Below are 14,669 nucleotides of genomic sequence, written 5' to 3'. Positions count from 1 at the left end.
AGACCAGAGAGGACTTGGCGACACAGGGTGATCGTGAACTAACAGCCAGGTAGGGGCCCCGTGGAGTTGATGTCATATCCATTCAGGTTGAACCACGCAAAAGGCGTATACCCCTGCGAACCTTCGAAGTTGATCCGGACCCAGACCGTGCTCGCGTTCTTTGGCTGGTTGTAGACGTACGGCTCGATGCTCTGGCCGTTTGTGATGCAGATCGCATCGTAGGTGGACCCGTTGGAGGCCCGGCCCGAGCCGACCTTTCCGCTGCTCAGCGAAGTGCCACTGCGGACGGCCATGGCGTTGGCCGGGTTGTCGCACCAGGTGTGCTGGGCGGGGTCCGAGCTGGACATGTTGTTCTTGCACACCGCCACGCCCTGGACCGTGTTCGTCTTCTGGTTGCCGGTGCCCTGGTTGCTGGACCCGGCCACATTGGTGGCGACCACGGTGAACGGGTAGTCGGTGGACGGGGACAGCCCGCCGACCGTGAGCTTGGCCGCGCCGGAGCACGCCGCCGAGGCGGTCTTGCCGGCGACCGTCAGCGTGCAGGTCGGCGAGCCGCCGCCCGCACCGACGTTGACGTCGACGCTGACCTCGGTGACCGTGGCCGAATGGCCGGTGACCGTCATCGTCGGCGCGGAGACCGTCGTGGCGGTGGCGGTGGCGACGGGACCCGGCCCCGCGGCGTTCACCGCTGTGGCCTTGACGTCCACCCTCGCCCCGTTGCCGAAGCCGGTCAGGGTCACGGAGGTGTCGGCGGCCGGCACGTCCTGGGCCTTGCCGTTGGCCGTCACCACGTACTTCTCCAGCGCCCGGCCGTTCTCCGCCGGCCGGCCCCAGGTGACGGTGACCGCGCCGGCCTGGCCGGGCACGGTCGCCGCCGCGAGGTTCTTCGGGGCCTCCGGCCTGGCGAACGGCGTGACCGACGGGCTCACCGGCGAGGGCTTGCTGCCGGCCCCGAGGTCGTTGACGGCGACGACCGTGAACGCGTACTGCGTGCCGTAGGCGAGCTTCTTGTCGGCGATCACCAGCTCCGGGTTCGCCGAGTCGCCGGCCGCGACGTCGCCCTTGGCGCTGACGGCCGTCACCGAGTACTTCACGATCTTGTGGCCCTGGCCGTTCGCCGCCGGCCAGGTCACCTTGACCGTGCCGTCCGGGTTCGCGGCGGCCGCGACGGAGGCCGGCGGGTCGGGCACGTCGCGGGTCGGGACGACCGGGGGCGCAGCGCGCTTGGGGCCGGGGCCCTTGGCGTTCACGGCGTTGACCTGGAAGGTGTAGGGCGTGCCGTTGGTCAGGCCGGACACGGTGACCGTGCGCTGGCTGCCGCCGACCTCGATCGGCTTGGGGTCGGGGCCGCCCGTCACCACGTACTTCGTGATGGCGAGCCCGTTCTCCGCCGCCGGGGTCCAGTTGACCGTGGCCATGGTGTTCCCGGCGACGGCGGTGACGGCGCCCGGGGCGCTCGGCGGGCCGGTCGGCGGCGTCGGCGGCTTCTCCTCGGGCTTCTTCACCGGCGGCGGCGGATCGCCCCCGGTGACCTGTCCCGGGTACTTGTTCACCGCGGTCGCCTTGTGCTTGTCGTCGACGACCTGCGCCCCGGAGCCGCCCGGCGCGTTGATGAACAGCCGGCCCTCGCGCACGTCGAGGTCGACGGGGCCGCCGCCGGTGTCGAGCTTGATCCGGTCGACGAGGGCGCCGGAACCGTCGATCACGTAGACCCGCTGGCCGAGGGTGTCGGCGACGTAGAACCAGCCGGCCCAGGCCACCGCCGGCTGGAGGGCCGTGCCCTGGTCGGGGACGGCGAAGTCGCGGACCTTGTCCTGGTGGACGACGTAGACGTGCCGGTCGTCGGAGACCGTGACGGGGACCTCCGCCCCGGTGGTGTGCTCCGGCATGGCCGCCGGCTTGTCCAGGGGCAGCGGGATCCGCCGGACGACGTCGCCGGAGATGGTGACCAGCGCCGCGGCGGTCTGGTCGAGGACCGCGACGCCCTTCTCCAGCACCGACAGGAAGATGTCGTGCCGGGGCTCGGCGGCCGGGACCGTCTTCGCGACGGTCGCGTCGGCGCCCTTGACGCCGGAGCGCACGGCGACGACGGTGCCCTCGCTCGGCACGGCCAGCCACAGCCGGCCCTCGTCGTCGAACCCTCCGCTGCGCAGGCCCGGCGGGAACCGGAGCGGCTGCCCGACCGGGGTGAGGGTGAGCGGGTCGATCTGGCGGACCGCGCCCTGCGCGCCGTCGACCACGAAGGCGACGTCCTTGTTCAGCTCGATGCTCACCCCGGTGCCGGGGGCGGTGTCGGTGACGGCGGACACCTGCAGCGTCGTGAGGTCCAGGGAGCTGACCTTGCCGGTGGTGAGGTCGCGCACGATCAGGTACCGGTCGTTCTGGGTGATCGCGACCTCGTGGCCCTGGGAGTCCTTGATCTTGTGCCGGGTGTCGACGGCGGCGGTCCGGCCGTTGATCCGGCCCAGCTCGCCGGACTTGGCGCTCCACACCCAGGAACTGGAGTCGAAGACGGCGACGGCCTTGTCGGCTATGCCCAGCCCGAACACCGTCAGCGCCACCGCGGCGAGCAGGCCCACCGTCACGGCCAGGGTCACGACCACCCCGGACTTCCGTGTCCCGCCAACCTTTGCCGCCATGCCCCGTCTACCTCCGTGGATGCTCGCCTCGGCACTCCGAGCCGAGGCGAGCATAGAAGACCGCGCGTTAACTGGCTGTGAAGGGCGTCTCGAGAACGACCTGGGCGTCCCACACCCACAGTTCGCCCGTCCACTTCGGCGGTCCATAGAGGTCTGTCGCGGTGCGCAGCATCGCCTCGGTCAGCGTCGGGTCGGCCTTCGGCACCATCACGATCGCGCCGGCCCGCCAGAACCGCAGGTCGTCGCGGGCCCGGGACCGGTCGGCGTCGGTGACCGGGTAGGGCGTGCCGGTCCGCATCACCTTGGTGAACAGGTGGTCGGAGGCGCGCTTGGGCGGCCCGAACAGCGAGGTGCCGAAGTCACCGCCCGGACCGAGGAAGTAACCCGCCGCGACCGGGAAGTCGAGGTTCCGCGAGGCCGACCAGCGCATGACCGTGGCGTCGCCGGCGTGCGGGGGCGGCAGGGTGACCATCGAACGGCCGCCGGTGACGTAGCGCTCGTACTCGCCGTGGGCGATGAACCTCGGCACCGGGGCGTTGACGGCCGGCAGGGGCGCGGGCAGCAGCGGGACGAGCACGAGGACCAGTGCGACGTAGGCGACCCGGCGCACGTTGGGACGGTCGGCGGTCGCCTCGATCAGCCGCTGCACGGCCACCGCGGTCAGGATCCCCACGACGGGCAGCACGAACAGACCGATCCGGACCGGTACGACGGTGTCGAACAGCGGCAGCCGGGCGATGAACATCCACGGCCCGGGGATGCCGGTGTTCAGGGCGTGGGAGGTGACCTTCGGGCCGAGCGCGCACAGCGACAGGACGAGGCCGACGAAGGCCAGTGCCCGGACCCGGTGCTCGCGCCAGAGCCAGGCGACCGCGACGACGACGCCGACGAGCAGCGGCCAGCCGAAGAAGGTGTTCTCCTCCGACGGGTTGGGCGCGAGCCGGCCGGCCTCGACCGGGTCGCCGAGGAGCGACATCCGGGCGAAGGCCGGGAAGGACGCCAGGTCCGCGCCGTAGTGCTCGACGCCCTGCGGGAGGCCTCGGTAGCTCTGCCACCCGAAGAACTGGTACCACAACGGGTACGCCAGCAGCGCCCCGGCGACCAGCGCCGCGACCCCGAGCCCGGCGGCCATCGGACGCAACGCCGCCCGCGCGCCCGCCCGGTCCTGGACGGCGTACGCGACGACGAACAGTCCCAGTCCGATGGTGGACAGGAACAGGACCTCCTCGTTGATGAACGCCTGCCAGACGACGAGCAGGCCGAGGACGATCCCGTTGCGCACAGCTCGGCCGTGGCGCAGGCGCAGCGCGGCCCAGAGGATGACGGGGATGAGGAACTGGGCGACCAGGTTCGGGTGCCCGTTGCCCTGGGCCATCATGCCGGGGCCGAAGCCGCAGAGCGCCGCGCCGAGGAAGGCGGCGAGCGGGCTGGTCACGACGTGCCGGGACAGCAGCCAGTACCAGGCGCAGCCGGTGAGGGCGAAGGCCAGGGTGAGCATGACCAGGTACGACACGGCCGGCCCGAACAGCAGTGTGACCGGGATGAGTGGGACGGCGATGGCGAGCACCGAGGTGTTGGCCATCAGGTTGACCCCGTCGGGCACGTTCATCATCGCGTCGTGCATGGGGTTCACGCCGTGGGTGACGGCGTACGCGGCGTGCGCCAGCATCCACTGGAAGAACGACTGGTCCGTCCCGTTCGTGGCGTGCAACTGCTCGGTCGGGTGGATCCAGAGTTGACCAGTGACGTAGATCGCAGCGGCGATAAAACACCCGAAAGCGGCTAAATCTCCACGGCGGAGCCTGCCGCGCACGGTTGCTTCCTGGTTCGTCTCCACAGTTCAGAGAGGTTAGCCGAGCGCGACTCACCGGCTTCGCACGCGTTCGGTCAGTACTCACCGTGTCTGCCTGGATTCAGTAGGCTCATGGGGGGTACGCCCTAGTCCGACATCGTGAGGAGGACTACGACATCGTGACGACGACGAGTTCGTTCGTGGTGGTGGCCAACAGGCTGCCGGTCGACGAGGTGACCCTGCCGGACGGGCGCAAGGAATGGCGACGCAGCCCCGGCGGGCTGGTCACAGCACTACATCCGGTGCTCAAGGCGGCCAAGGGCGGCTGGATCGGCTGGTCCGGCAGTGCCGGCCCCGCCCCGGAACCGTTCGAGCTGGAGGGCATGCGGCTGCACCCGGTGCCGCTGTCGGCCGAGGAGGTGGAGCGGTACTACGAGGGCTTCGCGAACAGCACGCTGTGGCCGCTGTACCACGACGCGGTCGAGCCCCCTGTGTTCCGCCGCAGCTGGTGGGACAGCTATCTGCGGGTGAACGAGCGGTTCGCCCGCCAGGCCGCGGAGCTGGCGGCCCCGGGCGCGGTGGTCTGGGTGCAGGACTACCAGCTCCAGCTCGTGCCGGCGATGCTCCGCGAGCTGCGGCCGGACGTGCGGATCGGCTTCTTCCTGCACATCCCGTTCCCGCCGGTCGAGCTGTTCATGCAGCTCCCCCGCCGGGTCGAGCTGCTGCGCGGCCTGCTCGGGGCCGACCTGGTGGGCTTCCAGCGTCCGCTCGCGGCGCAGAACTTCCTCCGGCTCGCCCGGCACCTGCTCGGCCTTCGTCCCCGGGGCGCGGTCGTGGAGGCCGAGGGCCGGCTGGTGCAGGCCGGAGCGTTCCCGATCTCGATCGACACGCACGCGATCGAGTCGGTGGCCGCCGACCCGGAGGTGCGGGCCCGGGCCAAGGAGATCCGCCAGGAGCTGGGCGACCCGGAGACCGTGATCCTCGGCGTGGACCGGCTGGACTACACGAAGGGCATCGAGCACCGGCTGAAGGCGTACCGGGAGCTGTTGTCCGACGGAAAGCTCGGCGTGCCGGGCACGGTGATGGTGCAGGTCGCCACGCCGAGCCGGGAGCGTGTGGAGCACTACCACCAGCTGCGGGTGAAGGTGGAACGCGAGGTGGGCCGGATCAACGGCGACTTCGGTCGGGTAGGTTTGCCCGCTGTGCACTATTTGCACCAGTCCTACTCATTGCGGGAGCTGGCTGCGCTCTATCTGGCCGCAGATGTGATGATGGTTACACCTCTGAGAGACGGGATGAACCTGGTGGCGAAGGAGTACGTGGCCGCGCGCGTCGACCTCGGCGGAGCCCTCGTGCTCAGCGAGTTCGCCGGTGCCGCCGCAGACCTCCGGCAGGCCTACCTGGTCAATCCCCATGATCTCGACGGGCTCAAGGAGGCCGTGCTCACCGCCGCGCACGCCTCCCCGGCCGAGCTGAGCCGCCGGATGCGCGCGCTGCGCCGACAGGTCCGCAGCCACGACGTCCAGTACTGGGCCCGGTCATTCCTCGCCGCCCTGGGGATCGATGCACGTTTCGACGACAACGACAGCGCCGACGAGGCGCTGCCGCGGGAGCACATAGCATGACAATGCACAATGTCGCCGCGTCGCTGGACGCGGGGCTACGCGCCGCCCTCATCCACCTGGCCCGGGTGCCGAAACTCCTTGTCGCCTGCGACTACGACGGCACCCTCGCACCGATCGTGACCGACCCGTCCGCGGCCGTGCCGCTCCAGGAGGGGGTCGCCGCACTGCGCGCGCTGGCCAGCCTCCCGGACACCCAGGCAGCGGTGATCTCGGGCCGGGCGCTACGCGACCTCGCCGCGCTGTCGAGGCTGCCCAGCGAGATCCACCTCGTCGGCAGCCACGGCTCGGAGTTCGACGTGGGCTTCGTGCACGGCCTACCGGCCGAGGCCCTCGAACTGCACGGCCGACTGCACGCCAAGCTCGTCGAACTCACCCGGGGCCAACCCGGCATCCGGCTGGAGGTCAAACCGGCCAGCATCGCGGTGCACACCCGCGAGGCCGACCGGGCCACGGCCGCGACCGTGCTCGAGGCCGTCCGGAGCGGCTGCGCGCTGTGGGAGGGCGTGCACGCCGGCGAGGGCAAGGAGGTCATCGAGCTGGCCGTGATCCCCACCAACAAGGGCACCGCGCTCGACCGGCTCCGCGCCCAGCTCGGCGTCGGCGCGGTGCTGTTCGTCGGCGACGACGTCACGGACGAGAACGCGTTCGCGCACCTCCAGGGCCCCGACCTGGGGGTCAAGGTCGGCCCCGGCGAGTCGCGGGCCAAGATGCGGGTCGACGACCCGGCCAGCGTCGCACTGCTGTTGGCCACCCTTTTCGAGATCCGGCGGAACTGGCTGCTCGGCGAGCGTTCCGTGCCGATCGAGCGGCACACGATGCTCGGCAACGGCCGCAATGTCGCCCTACTCACCCCCGACGCCCGGGTCACGTGGATGTGCCACCCGCGCTCGGACTCCGCCGCGCTGTTCGCCGACCTGCTCGGTGGCGAGTCCGCCGGGCACTGCACGATCTCCCCGGCCCGGCCCGGCCGCCCGCTGCTCGGCCAGCGGTACCGGCAGGCGTCGATGGTGGTGGAGACGCGCTGGTCGGGGCTGACCGTCACCGACTGGCTGGACGCCTCGCACGAGGACGGCGAGAAGACCGTGCTCGTCCGGCACCTCGCCGGCGAGGAGCGGGCGCAGATCACGTTCGCGCCGCGCCCCGAGTTCGGGCAGGTGCCGGTGCGCCTGCAGCCGATGGGCGACGGCGGGCTGCACGTGCTGGGCTCCAACGAGCCGATCGCGCTGTACGCGCCGGGGCTGGAGTGGGACATCCAGGACGACGCCGGGCACGACACGGCGCGCGCGGTGGTGGACCTCGCGGCGATGGGCGGCGAGTACACCATTGAGTTGCGCTGTGGCACCTCGGACCTGTCGGCGCCCACCCAGCCGGCGCTGACCCGGCGCGACGCGATCGACGCGGAGAACAGGGAGTGGCTGTCGCGGCTGCACCCGCCGAAGCTGGCCCGCGAGGAGGTGCTCCGCTCGGCGCTCACGCTGCGGGCGCTGTGCGACGCGCCGACCGGTGCGATCCTGGCGGCGGCGACCACGTCCCTGCCGGAGACCATCGGCGGCATCCGCAACTGGGACTACCGGTACTGCTGGCTGCGCGACGCCGCCATGACCGCCCGGGCCCTGGTCGACCTGGGCTCGGTGCACGAGGCGGAGGCCTACCTGACCTGGGTGGCCGGCTGCGTCGAGCGCACCGGCGGGCACCCGGAGCGGCTGCACCCGCTGTACACCCTGGACGGCCTGGACCTCGGGGCCGAGGCCGTGATCGAGAATCTGCCCGGCTACGCCGGCTCGCGCCCGGTCCGGGTCGGCAACGCCGCCAACCGCCAGGTCCAGCTCGACGTGTTCGGCCCGATCGCCGACCTCGTCGCGGCGGTGGCCGAGCAGCGCGGCAAGATCACGGAGTACGAGTGGGGCGTCATCGAGGCCATGGTCTCCGCCGTGGAGCGCCGCTGGCACGAGCCCGACCACGGCCTGTGGGAGGCGCGCCTCCCCCCTCGTCACCATGTGTACTCCAAGGTGATGTGCTGGCAGACCGTCGACCGGGCCATCAAGGCGGCCGAGCGGCACTCCATGCCGTCCGGCGAGGGCTGGCACGAGCTGCGCGACCAGATCGCCGACAACGTCCTCAAGCTCGGCTGGAGCGAGGACATGAAGGCGTACCCGGCCGCGTACGGCTCCACCGACCTCGACGCCGCCTCGCTGTGGATCGGCCTGTCGGGGCTGCTCCCGGCCGACGACCCTCGGTTCCTGTCCACGGTGCTGGCCATCGAGGCGGAGCTGCGCAGCGGGCCGGCGGTCTACCGGTACAACTCCGACGACGGGCTGCCGGGCGTGGAGGGCGGCTTCATCATCTGCGCGACGTGGCTGGTGGAGGCGTATCTGCTCACCGGGCGGCGGCACGATGCCGAGGAGCTGTTCCAGCAGGTGCTGGACTGCGCGGGGCCGACGGGGCTGCTGCCGGAACAGTACGACCCGGTGAACGAGCGCACCCTGGGCAACCACCCGCAGGCCTACTCGCACCTGGGCCTGATCCGCTGCGCGCAACTGCTGGACCAGGGCTAGGCGGAGGTGGGGCTGAGTCGGACGTCGACTCAGCCCCTTCCGGTCAGATCGAGGTGAGGTCGATCGACACCGGGAACGGGGCGACCACCGCGACAAGCCCGGTGAAGACGCCGGCGTCCCGGTAGGTCTCGCTGGCCATATCCAGGACATAGGTGTACACGATGGGCACGCCGGTCATCGCCTGCTCGACCCGCCAGTAGAACTGGATGCCCGCCTTCGCGTACTGGTCGAACTTGACCTTGCGATCGGTCGTCTCCGAGCCCGGGGACACGACCTCGGCGACCATCAGCACGTGCTCCGGCCGGGTCGGCGACACGTCGAGGGTGTCCGCCCTGTACACGATGACGTCGGGACGCCGGTTGAGCAGCGGGATGTCCTGCAGTCTCAGGTCGAAGTCCGTGTCCGCATACCAGCCGTCGCCCGCAGCGGCCTCCAGCGCCACAGCGATGATCTTCGCGATCCGGTTGTGCCGCTTGGACGCGCTCGGACTCACGACGACCATCCCGTCCACGATCTCGATTCCGGCGCACTGCTCCTCCGACCAGGAGTCATACTCCTCGGCGGTGATCTGCTCATGCATCCACGACGGCGCGATCGCCTCTGCAGTCATGGTGCCCCCCGCCCGGTGGTTGTCGGTGCCCCGGAAATTCTACTGCAGGTCAGCGACCAGGTGGAGGCCAAGAGGGCCTGTCGCCCCTGGGCCGTGGGGACGGGTGGAGTCCGACGTACTGTTGCCGGCATGGGTGAGTGGGTGCCGGCGGCGATGATGGTCGCCGTCTATGTCGGGGTGGTCGCCGGGCTGGCGTGGCTCGCGCTCAGGGTCCGCCGGCGCGGGATCAGCAGCCCGGCGCTGGGCGTGTTCGACGAGATCTACCGGCCGACCGCCGCCGAGTCGCGGATCGAGATCCAGATCCAGGCGGAGTGGCAGGACCCGACGGAGACCCCGGACAAGCTGCCTAGGAGTGGGCCGTTCGCAGGGCGGTGAGGAAGACCCGCCAGTCGGCGGTGGACACGGCCAGGATGGGCCCGACCGGGTCCTTGCTGTCCCTGACCCCAACCACTCCGACGGGTACCAGGTCGAAGGTGCACTCGACACAATTGTTGTCGGTCCCTGAACTGCTGCGTCGAGGCTTGACGAAGCGAGCGCGGCCGAAGTCCATCGTGAGCCTCCTCGTCTCAGCGGCCAGTGGCCAGCCGCTCGACGAGTCTAATCGTGTCATCTGGATCGAGCGCCCGATTACTCAGGCAGTCGAAGGTGGAGACATAGCGCTCCACCTCGTCCGCCTCATCGAAGTAGAACATGTTGAGGTGGTTTTCGACCGCCACGATGCCCGCGTCGAGACCGTCCTTGAACCTCAGCACACTGAACGCGCCCGAGGGCAGCGGCCGCGCAGTCACCTCGAACGGCAGCACCTGGAGCGTGATTCCCGGCAGATCCGCCGAAGTGATGAGATGGCGCATCTGGCCGCGCATCACGCGCTCCTCAGCGATCGGGCGGTGCAGGACCGTCTCGTCCATCACCAGGTGAAACGTCGGCCCGTCCTCCATGGTGAGCAGCGACTGCCGTGCCAACCTGCTGGCGACCAGCGCCTCAACCATCTCCGGTAACGCGTCCGGCTCGTTTGAGCGGGTCATCGCCCGGACGTATTCCGGTGTCTGGACGATGCCTGGGATCAGCGTCAGTTCATGGCTGAGCACTGTCGCGGCCTTGGCTTCCAAATGGCGATATCTGCCCGCCGTCTCGTGGTTGGCCACAGCCAGGGCGAGCAATGCTTCCCTACGAGGCCCGGAGACTCGATAGACGTCCAGCAGGCGGGCCGTGTCCTCCGGGGTGATGCCCGTCAGGCTCGTTTCGATGCGGCTCAGCTTCGAGCCCGACCAGCCCAGGCGGCGGCCGACCGCGCCGATCGTCAGTCGCGAGTCGTCGCGGAGCTGCCGTAGGTGGCGGGCGAGCCGGCTACGGAGCGGATACGGCGTGCTACGCCCATCGCTGACCATGACCGCATTGTCCGCCGTGGACGGACCGCTCCTTCACCGACGCCCCAGCTGCAAATGTGCATGCAACCTTTTGTCCATCAATTAGCGTCATTAATGGTGGCAAGCGACAACACATCATGTCCTGGGAGGAAACCATGTCCGCACGCTCCATCGCCACCCGCTCCGCCGCCGTACTCGGCACAGCACTGTTCGCCTTCGCCGCGCTCGCCCCCGCCGCGCACGCCGCCCCGGCGGCAGCCGACTCCCAGCTCACGAACATCGAGTGGGGCTCACATCCCGGCTACGACCGGGTGCAGCTCGACTTCGGTGGGCCGGTGCCGGCGTTCGGGGTGACCCGGGTGTCCGAGCTGACGAACTGCGGGTCGGGGAAGCCCGTGGACCTGCCCGGGACGGAGTTCATCGAGGTGAATCTCGGGGCCAGTGCGCACGACGCGAACGGTCACGACACGTTCCCGGGCGACTGGCAGAAGGTGCTGAACCTGCCGTACGTGACGGGGTATGCGATCACCTGCGACTTCGAGGGCGACCTCCGGGTGGGGGTGGGCATCCGGGGCCACCACGCGTTCACGACGTCCCCGCAGTCGAACCCGTCCCGAATCGCGGTCGACATCCACGCCTAGCCCCTGGTGATCTTCATGCACCCGGGCGACCGGGGCTACCGGGGTGCATGAAGAGCACGGGGACGACCGACGCTGCCGGGTCGGGCGCTGCCGTAACCGTCTAATGATCTTGGTTGAGGATGTTGACGACCTCGCCGATCACGACGATCGCCGGGGGCTGCGCGCCCAGGGTGGCCGCCGTGGCCAGGGTGCCCCGGAAGACCTGCTCGCGGACCGTCGTGCCCTCCTGGATCACGGCCGTCGGGGTCTGCGGGTCGCGGCCGTGGCTGATCAACTCGGCGGCGATGGCCGCCAGGTTCTCCACGGCCATCAGCAGCACCAGGGTGCCGCGCATCCGGCCGAGCGCCGCCCAGTCGATCAGCGAGTCGGGGTGCGCGGGCGGGATGTGCCCGGACACCACGGTGAACTCGTGCGTGACGCCCCGGTGGGTGACCGGGATGCCCGCCAGGGCCGGGACCGAGATCGCGCTGGTCACGCCCGGCACCACGGTCACGGGCACGCCCGCCTCGGCGCACGCGATCAGCTCCTCGCCGCCCCGGCCGAAGATGTACGGGTCCCCGCCCTTGAGCCGGACCACGAACTTCCCCTCGAGCGCCCGGTCGACCAGAATCTCGTTGATGGCCTCCTGCTTGAGCTGGCGGCCGTAGGGCACCTTGGCGGCGTCGATCAGCTCGACCTCGGGGCGCAGACCCTCCAGGAACAGGCCGGACGCGAGCCGGTCGGCGACGACGACGTCGGCCTGGGCGAGCAGGCGGCGGCCCTTGACCGTGATCAGCTCCGGGTCGCCGGGGCCGGCACCGACGAGCGCGACGCCGCGCGGCTTGTCGCCGTGCGCCGCCGGTTCGAGGGTGTCGGACTCCAGGCCGGCGTGGATCGCGTCCCGCAGGGCCATGGAGCGTCGGGGGTCGCCGCCGCTGAGTACCGCGACGGTGACCGGGCCGTGCCGGGTGACGGCCGGGGTCCACGCCGTGGCCTGGGTGCGGTCGTCGGCGCGGACGCAGAACACCCGGCGCTCCTCGGCGGCGGCCGACACGGCGGCGTTCACCTCGGGACGCTGGGTGGCCACGTGCACGAACCACTGTCCGTCCAGGTCGGACGGCTCGAAACCGCGCTTCACCCAGGTGACCGGCAGCGCCTCCAGGGCCGGGGTCAGCGACGGCGAGACCACCGTGACCACCGCGCCGGCCTCCAGCAGGGCCGGCACCCGCCGTTGGGCGACATGTCCGCCGCCCACCACCAGGACGTTCCTGCCGGTCAGGATCAGGCCCAGGGGGTACACCGTCACTTCTCGCTCACCCCGGCGGAGTCGAAGGTCGCCACCTCGTGCAGCACGCGGACCGCGCTGGCCACGAGGCCGTGCGCGAGAACCGCGCCGGTGCCCTCGCCCAGGCGCAGACCCAGGTCGACGAGGGGGGACAGGCCCAGGTGCTTCAGGGCGATCGTCGCGCCCGGCTCGGCCGAGCGGTGGCCGGCGACCATGGCGTGGATGCTGTCCGGGGCGATCGCGACCGCCGCCAGGGCCGCCGAGGCCGCGATGACGCCGTCGAGGATGACGGGTACCCGGGCCGCCGCGCCGCCCAGGATGAACCCGGCGATGGCCGCGTGCTCCAGGCCGCCGACCTTGGCGAGGACGTCGATCCCGTCGGCACTGTCCGGCCGGTGCATCGCCAGCGCGCCCTCGATCACCCAGGTCTTGTGCGCCAGGGTCCGGTCGTCGATCCCGGTGCCCCGCCCGGTGACCTCCTCGGCCGGTACGCCCGTGAACGCCGCGATCAGCGCCGCCGCCGGGGTGGTGTTCGCGATGCCCATGTCGCCGGTGAGCAGCGCCTTCGCACCGTCCTCCACCAGGTTGCGGGCGACGGCGATGCCGACCTCCAGCGCCGCGACGACCTCCGCGCGGGTCAGGGCCGGCTCGACGGCGAAGTCCCGGGTACCGGTCCGGACCTTGTAGTCGCTGTCGCCGGTCGCCACGCCCACGTCGATGACCGTGACGGACACCCCGGCCTGCCGGGCGAACGCGTTGACGACCGCCCCGCCGGCCAGGAAGTTGCCGACCATCTGGCCGGTCACCTCCTGCGGCCACGGGGTGACGCCCTGGGCGTGCACACCGTGGTCCCCGGCGAAGATGGCCACGGCCGCCGGCTCCGGCAGCGGCGGCGGGCAGACCCCGGCCAGGCCGGCCAGCTTCGACGCCAGCGGCTCCAGCGCACCGAGCGCGCCCGGCGGCTTGGTGAGCCGGAGCTGCAGGGCGTCGGCGGCGGCGACGGCCTCGGCGTCGGGGGGACCGATCCGGTCCAGCGCGGCGGAGAGCAGCTCCATCAGTGCACCTCGTTCTTGAGTACGTCGACGAACGCGTCGGTGACAGCAGTGTCCCGCACGCTGATCCGCAGCCAGTCTGGGCCCAGGCCCGGGAACGTGTCACCCCTTCGGACCACGAAACCTCGGGCGATCAGCCGCTCGCGGAGTTCCAGGGCTCCCGGGGTGCGGACCAGCACGAACGAGCTGGTCGGAGTGCCGACCACCTCGATGCCGGGCAGCTCGGCCAGGCGGGCGACCAGGTAGGCGCGGTCGGCGGCGATCTCGTGGGCGATCCGCTCCTCCGCGGCGGCGGCTTCCGCGCAGACCTCGGCCGCGACCAGGGCCGGGGTGGAGACCGGCCAGAGGGGCTGGACCTCGGTCATCGCCCGGACCAGGGCGGGGTCGGCGAGGAGGTAGCCGATCCGGAGGCCGGCCAGGCCCCAGGTCTTGGTGAGGCTGCGGATGACGACGAGGCCGGGGATTCGGCCGGCGGCCGGGTCCGGCCCGTGCGGGTCCGCCGCCGGATTCCGGTCCCCGGCCAGGGACTCCGGTTCCCCCGGCACCGTGTCGGCGAACGCCTCGTCCACCACGAGCACCCGCCCCGGTCGGGCGAGCGCCCGCAGCACCCCGCGCGGATGCAGGACCGAAGTCGGATTTGTTGGATTTCCGATGATGACCAGGTCCGCGTCCCCGGGCACCAGCGCCGGGTCCAGGATGAACGGCGGCCGGAGCACCACCCGCTCGACCACGTGCCCGTGTGCGGCCAGCGCCGCCTCCGGCTCCGTGAACTGCGGATGCACCACCACGGCCCGCCGGGGCCTCAGAACCTGTGCCAACAACGTGAACGCCTGCGCGGCCCCCGCCGTCAACAGGACCTCACGAGGGTCCCGACCGTGCCGGGCGGCGATCGCGGCCCGGGCCCTGGTCTGGTCCGGGTACGCCGCGAGCTCGGACATCGAGGACAGAAGCGGGCCGGACAGCCATTCCGGGTGCGGCGCGGTGCGCACGTTGACGGCGAGATCGACCAGCCCCGGACGGAGCTCGGTGTCGCCGTGGTGCCGGAGTGGATCCATGCGGTGATCATGCCGTACCCGACACCGGCCGCGAGTTGCGTTGAAATGACCAGTGAGGCAGGGCTGCTT

General features: G+C 71.1%; 12 protein-coding genes. 4 read left to right on the top strand and 8 right to left on the bottom strand.

The genetic code is table 11. The features are described 5' to 3' along the window. Positions 1-38 precede the first annotated feature (38 nt). A complete protein-coding gene (locus tag IW245_RS34240) occupies positions 39-2,639 on the bottom strand; it encodes a fibronectin type III domain-containing protein (RefSeq protein ID WP_197007247.1) in 2,601 nt (866 codons plus the stop codon). Between the two features lie 67 nt (positions 2,640-2,706). After that, positions 2,707-4,452 carry a DUF6311 domain-containing protein gene (locus IW245_RS34235; RefSeq protein WP_197007246.1) on the bottom strand — a complete coding sequence of 582 codons (1,746 nt, stop codon included), beginning with the start codon at positions 4,450-4,452 and terminating at the stop codon, positions 2,707-2,709. Positions 4,453-4,610: 158 nt separating this feature from the next. Between IW245_RS34235 and IW245_RS34230 the strand changes: the two genes are divergently transcribed. After that, positions 4,611-6,056, top strand: a complete 1,446-nt coding sequence (locus IW245_RS34230; RefSeq protein WP_197007245.1) for an alpha,alpha-trehalose-phosphate synthase (UDP-forming) — start codon at positions 4,611-4,613, stop codon at positions 6,054-6,056. Continuing rightward, positions 6,053-8,611 carry a trehalose-phosphatase gene (gene otsB, locus IW245_RS34225; protein ID WP_197007244.1) on the top strand — a complete coding sequence of 853 codons (2,559 nt, stop codon included), beginning with the start codon at positions 6,053-6,055 and terminating at the stop codon, positions 8,609-8,611. Before IW245_RS34230 ends, otsB begins: the two co-directional genes overlap by 4 nt. Positions 8,612-8,654: 43 nt before the next feature. Here otsB and IW245_RS34220 read toward each other — a convergent pair whose 3' ends face one another. Beyond that, positions 8,655-9,221 carry a Uma2 family endonuclease gene (locus IW245_RS34220; RefSeq protein ID WP_197007243.1) on the bottom strand — a complete coding sequence of 189 codons (567 nt, stop codon included), beginning with the start codon at positions 9,219-9,221 and terminating at the stop codon, positions 8,655-8,657. Positions 9,222-9,350: 129 nt separating this feature from the next. On the opposite strand from IW245_RS34220, the gene IW245_RS34215 reads away from it, so the two are divergent. Beyond that, the gene (locus tag IW245_RS34215; RefSeq protein WP_197007242.1) at positions 9,351-9,596 is read left to right on the top strand and encodes a hypothetical protein; all 246 of its coding nucleotides are present in this window, start codon (positions 9,351-9,353) and stop codon (positions 9,594-9,596) included. Here IW245_RS34215 and IW245_RS34210 read toward each other — a convergent pair. Then, complete coding sequence (locus tag IW245_RS34210; protein ID WP_197007241.1) at positions 9,568-9,771, bottom strand: DUF397 domain-containing protein; 204 nt, start codon at positions 9,769-9,771, stop codon at positions 9,568-9,570. The genes IW245_RS34215 and IW245_RS34210 overlap by 29 nt on opposite strands. A 16-nt stretch (positions 9,772-9,787) precedes the next feature. Then, complete coding sequence (locus tag IW245_RS34205; RefSeq protein ID WP_197007240.1) at positions 9,788-10,609, bottom strand: helix-turn-helix domain-containing protein; 822 nt, start codon at positions 10,607-10,609, stop codon at positions 9,788-9,790. A 134-nt stretch (positions 10,610-10,743) separates the two neighbouring features. Between IW245_RS34205 and IW245_RS34200 the strand changes: the two genes are divergently transcribed. After that, on the top strand, positions 10,744-11,229 hold the full coding sequence (locus IW245_RS34200; RefSeq protein WP_197007239.1) for an AMIN-like domain-containing (lipo)protein: 486 nt from the start codon (positions 10,744-10,746) through the stop codon (positions 11,227-11,229). A 100-nt stretch (positions 11,230-11,329) separates the two neighbouring features. On the opposite strand, the gene cobA is transcribed toward IW245_RS34200, so the two are convergent. Genes cobA through cobC form a run of 3 tightly spaced genes read right to left on the bottom strand, consistent with a single transcriptional unit; the run spans position 11,330 to position 14,600 of the window. Beyond that, positions 11,330-12,514, bottom strand: a complete 1,185-nt coding sequence (gene cobA, locus IW245_RS34195) for a uroporphyrinogen-III C-methyltransferase (protein WP_197007238.1) — start codon at positions 12,512-12,514, stop codon at positions 11,330-11,332. Next, positions 12,511-13,548 carry a nicotinate-nucleotide--dimethylbenzimidazole phosphoribosyltransferase gene (cobT, locus tag IW245_RS34190; protein ID WP_197007237.1) on the bottom strand — a complete coding sequence of 346 codons (1,038 nt, stop codon included), beginning with the start codon at positions 13,546-13,548 and terminating at the stop codon, positions 12,511-12,513. The genes cobA and cobT overlap by 4 nt, the downstream gene beginning before the upstream one ends. Then, positions 13,548-14,600, bottom strand: a complete 1,053-nt coding sequence (gene cobC / locus IW245_RS34185) for an Rv2231c family histidinol phosphate aminotransferase CobC (RefSeq protein WP_197007236.1) — start codon at positions 14,598-14,600, stop codon at positions 13,548-13,550. The genes cobT and cobC overlap by 1 nt, the downstream gene beginning before the upstream one ends. Positions 14,601-14,669 lie beyond the last annotated feature (69 nt).

This window comes from Longispora fulva (genome assembly GCF_015751905.1).
GTDB classification, from domain to species: Bacteria; Actinomycetota; Actinomycetes; order Mycobacteriales; family Micromonosporaceae; genus Longispora; species Longispora fulva.
This window is presented reverse-complemented; position numbering and strand designations above follow the sequence as displayed.

Excerpts from the sequence above, each read along its gene's own strand:
- IW245_RS34215 (WP_197007242.1), top strand. The coding sequence starts at position 9,351 with ATGGGTGAGTGGGTGCCGGCGGCGATGATGGTCGCCGTCTATGTCGGG.
- cobT (WP_197007237.1), bottom strand. The coding sequence starts at position 13,548 with ATGGAGCTGCTCTCCGCCGCGCTGGACCGGATCGGTCCCCCCGACGCC.
- IW245_RS34205 (WP_197007240.1), bottom strand. The coding sequence starts at position 10,609 with ATGGTCAGCGATGGGCGTAGCACGCCGTATCCGCTCCGTAGCCGGCTC.
- IW245_RS34240 (WP_197007247.1), bottom strand. The coding sequence starts at position 2,639 with ATGGCGGCAAAGGTTGGCGGGACACGGAAGTCCGGGGTGGTCGTGACC.
- IW245_RS34220 (WP_197007243.1), bottom strand. The coding sequence starts at position 9,221 with ATGACTGCAGAGGCGATCGCGCCGTCGTGGATGCATGAGCAGATCACC.
- IW245_RS34210 (WP_197007241.1), bottom strand. The coding sequence starts at position 9,771 with ATGGACTTCGGCCGCGCTCGCTTCGTCAAGCCTCGACGCAGCAGTTCA.
- IW245_RS34200 (WP_197007239.1), top strand. The coding sequence starts at position 10,744 with ATGTCCGCACGCTCCATCGCCACCCGCTCCGCCGCCGTACTCGGCACA.
- otsB (WP_197007244.1), top strand. The coding sequence starts at position 6,053 with ATGACAATGCACAATGTCGCCGCGTCGCTGGACGCGGGGCTACGCGCC.
- cobC (WP_197007236.1), bottom strand. The coding sequence starts at position 14,600 with ATGGATCCACTCCGGCACCACGGCGACACCGAGCTCCGTCCGGGGCTG.